Source organism: Limnobacter sp., from assembly GCF_964228395.1.
GTDB lineage: Bacteria > Pseudomonadota > Gammaproteobacteria > Burkholderiales > Burkholderiaceae_B > Limnobacter.
This window is the reverse complement of the sequence record NZ_CAXQZX010000106.1, coordinates 1-3,019: the sequence shown is the minus strand read 5'-3', so window position 1 is coordinate 3,019 and position 3,019 is coordinate 1. Positions and strand designations below refer to the sequence as shown.

The following is a 3,019-nucleotide window of genomic DNA, read 5'->3' as shown; positions in this document are numbered from 1 at the left end:
CGAAATTATTTTGACCCCTCAAAAGGGCGGCATGGAATATGCCCGGGATTTGGCCGAGCAAATGCGCGACCAAGGCAAGGGTGTGATCCTCGACCAATTCGCCAACGAGGACAACCCACTGGCCCACTTCGAAACCACCGGGCCCGAAATTTGGCGCGACACGGGCGGGCAAATCACCCACTTTGTAAGCGCCATGGGCACCACGGGTTCCATCATGGGGGTGTCGCGTTACCTCAAAAGCCAAAACCCCAACATTCAAATCATCGGGGCCGAGCCCAGTGAAGGCTCTCAAATTCCTGGCATTCGCAAATGGCCGCAAGAGTACCTGCCAAAAATTTATAAGCCTTCAGGAGTGGACCGCGTGGTGCAGGTTACCCAGGCGCAGGCCGAGCACATGGCACGCCGCATGGCCGCCGAAGAAGGCATCTTCTGTGGAATTTCAGCCGCTGGCGCGGCGCACATTGCACTGCAAATTGCCGAAGAAGTGCAAAACGCCACCATCGTGTTCATCGTGTGTGACCGGGGCGACCGTTACCTGTCCACGGGGGTGTTTCCGGCGTAAGGCGTCATCAAAAATGATGTAAACTGATGGTGTTTCTGATGACTGATTGGGCCGCGCAATGAGAACCACCGTAACAATCGACGACGAATTGTTTGAACAAGCACTTCGGCTGGCGGGGCCCTCAGTCGACAAATCCGAGCTATTCAAAGAGGCCATTAAGACCTTCATTCGGGTGGAGTCTGCCAAACGGCTCGCGGCGCTGGGGGGGGCGACTCCCGACATGGCCCCAATCAGGCGGCGCAATCCTGATGCCCAATCATGAGTGTGCTGGTAGACACTTCTGTCTGGGTTGCTCATTTCAAAAAGCAAAACTCGCGCTTAATCGAACTTCTTTTGGGTGATATGGTTTTAATTCACCCTTTTGTTGTCGGCGAAATTGCCTGTGGCTCGCCGCCGAACCGGTGTCAAACCCTTTTAGATTTAAAGTCTTTGGCGCATTGCAAGCAAGCAACTCTTGAAGAGACCATGCAAATGATCAATGATCATCAGCTCCATGGTGTGGGCTGTGGGCTTGTAGATCTTAGTCTTCTGGCCAGTGCTTTAATCACGCCCCAATGCTTGCTCTGGACCCTGGACAGGCGCTTGAATCGCCTTGCGCAAGGGTTTGGTGTGGCTTTTTAGCGCCTGCCTACTTTCCCCCAATACTTTTCCGCAGGGCCAAGGCTTCGCTTAACTCCAGCACCGCATTGGCATAAAACGAGCTGCGGTTGTACCGGGTGACCACGTAGAAGTTGGTGCCGCCCGCCACGTAACTTGGGTCCGCTTCCCCGCGTACCAGTTCAATCAGGGCAAGTTTTTCCTCGGGCTGCACCGGGCCCAACACCCGCACGCCGCGCGTTTTCATCTGCTCGGCAGTGAAGGTGGGCACAATGTCGGGGGCCAAAAGTTCTTTCAGGTTGTCGGCGTGGTCAAACTCCACCAACACCCGCGTGGCTGCGCCAGTTTGCCAGCCGTGAACCTTCAAAAAATTGGCCACGCTAAAAATGGCGTCTTTTTGGCTGTGGAACAAGTCCACAATGCCGTCCTCATCGCCGTCCACGGCGTAAGCCATCCACGAGCTGGGCATGAACTGGCCCAGCCCAATGGCCCCGGCATAGCTGCCTTTCACCTCCAGGCAGTCCAGGTGGGTTTGGGTGCACAGGGCAATAAAAGCTTCCAGCTCTTGCAGAAAAAACCCCGAACGGTCGCGCTGACCACTGGGGTACGCAAAGCCCAAGGTGCTCAGCGAGTCAATTACCCGGAAGTTGCCAGTGTGTTCGCCGTAAATGGTTTCTACTCCAATGATGGCCACAATCACCGCTTGGGGCACGCCGTAGCGTGCCTCGGCCTGCGCAAGCACGTCGGCATTGTCGTTCCAAAAGGCCATGCCCTTGCGAATGCGGTAGGGTTCTACAAACCTTGCGCGGTAGTTGTCCCAGTTGCGCACGCTCGCTTTTTTGGGGGGCTTAACAGCCTCAACCACGCGCGGCAGGTATTGGGCCTGGCCAATCAGCGACAGGGTTTGTGCCTCCTCAATGCCATGCTTCTGGGCCAAGCGCTGGGCAATGGCCAGTGCTTCGGGGCGCTCTACAAAAGTGGGGGAGGGGGCTTCATTCTTGGCGTTTTGCGCAGCCGCCGCTTGAGTGGCCATTGCGCTGCTGATTAGAATGAGGAATATTTCAATACAAAGAAAAACGCGGGTTTTCAAAGGAGTCAACATGGTCGGGCTGTTGTTTGGGCGAATAAGGCAGTACTTGCGGCCCACTGCACACAGCTCTGCGCCGGGCCACCAGCCCACTATACCGCAGCACGGGGGGGCAGCATGACCACGGCCTACATTTCCCACACCGACTGTGTGCTTCACGACCCGGGGCCTGGCCACCCCGAGAGCGGTGCTCGACTCAAAGCCATTCAAACCAAACTGCAAGCCTCGGGTTTGTGGAGCCAACTGGTGCATTGTGAGGCGCCACAAGCCACTTGGGCGGCCATTACGGCCGTGCACAGCGCCGATTATGTTGAAAGCATTCGCGCCCGTTTTCCGTTGAAGCGCAATGTGGACATTGATGGCGACACCACATTGTCTGAATTCAGTCTGGATGCCGCCCGCCGAGCAGCCGGTGCCTGTGTGCATGCGGTTGATTTGGTGATGGCTCATGCGGTTGATAACGCCTTTTGCGCTGTTCGCCCGCCGGGGCACCACGCTTGTGTGGGCCAGGCCATGGGGTTTTGTGTGTTCAACAATGTGGCGGTGGCGGCTCAACACGCCATTGACGCATACCGACTAGACCGCGTGCTGGTGGTCGATTTTGATGTGCATCATGGCAACGGCACCGAAAATGCTTTTGCCGGCAACGCCAAGGTGCTGATGTGTGGCACTTTTCAGTCGCCTCTGTACCCGTATTCTGGAGGCCTGCAAGGGGCGGGCAATATGGTGAACTGCCCCCTGCCGCCCGGTTCTGGCCGCGAACAATTCAAAGA

At 56.7% G+C, this 3,019-nt stretch carries 5 protein-coding genes; 4 read left to right on the top strand and 1 reads right to left on the bottom strand.

Annotation, left to right across the window (positions count from 1 at the left end; all coding sequences use genetic code 11):
* The 3 genes from ACEQU8_RS08800 to ACEQU8_RS08790 form a co-directional block, all read left to right on the top strand.
* Positions 1–562: pyridoxal-phosphate dependent enzyme (locus tag ACEQU8_RS08800; protein ID WP_370263005.1), on the top strand; the 562-nt coding region annotated here is incomplete at its 5' end.
* Between the two features lie 58 nt (positions 563–620).
* Positions 621–824 carry a type II toxin-antitoxin system VapB family antitoxin gene (locus ACEQU8_RS08795; protein ID WP_370263004.1) on the top strand — a complete coding sequence of 68 codons (204 nt, stop codon included), beginning with the start codon at positions 621–623 and terminating at the stop codon, positions 822–824.
* A complete protein-coding gene (locus tag ACEQU8_RS08790) occupies positions 821–1,183 on the top strand; it encodes a type II toxin-antitoxin system VapC family toxin (RefSeq protein ID WP_370263002.1) in 363 nt (120 codons plus the stop codon). Before ACEQU8_RS08795 ends, ACEQU8_RS08790 begins: the two co-directional genes overlap by 4 nt.
* Before the next feature lie 7 nt (positions 1,184–1,190).
* Here ACEQU8_RS08790 and mltB read toward each other — a convergent pair whose 3' ends face one another.
* On the bottom strand, positions 1,191–2,192 hold the full coding sequence (gene mltB / locus ACEQU8_RS08785) for a lytic murein transglycosylase B (protein WP_370263001.1): 1,002 nt from the start codon (positions 2,190–2,192) through the stop codon (positions 1,191–1,193).
* A 171-nt stretch (positions 2,193–2,363) separates the two neighbouring features.
* Here mltB and ACEQU8_RS08780 point away from each other — a divergent pair.
* Positions 2,364–3,019 (top strand): histone deacetylase family protein (locus ACEQU8_RS08780; RefSeq protein ID WP_370263000.1); only part of this gene is annotated, 656 nt, incomplete at its 3' end.

Coding starts and splice junctions, on each gene's coding strand:
- ACEQU8_RS08795 (WP_370263004.1), top strand. CDS start 621: ATGAGAACCACCGTAACAATCGACGACGAATTGTTTGAACAAGCACTT.
- ACEQU8_RS08790 (WP_370263002.1), top strand. CDS start 821: ATGAGTGTGCTGGTAGACACTTCTGTCTGGGTTGCTCATTTCAAAAAG.
- mltB (WP_370263001.1), bottom strand. CDS start 2,192: ATGGCCACTCAAGCGGCGGCTGCGCAAAACGCCAAGAATGAAGCCCCC.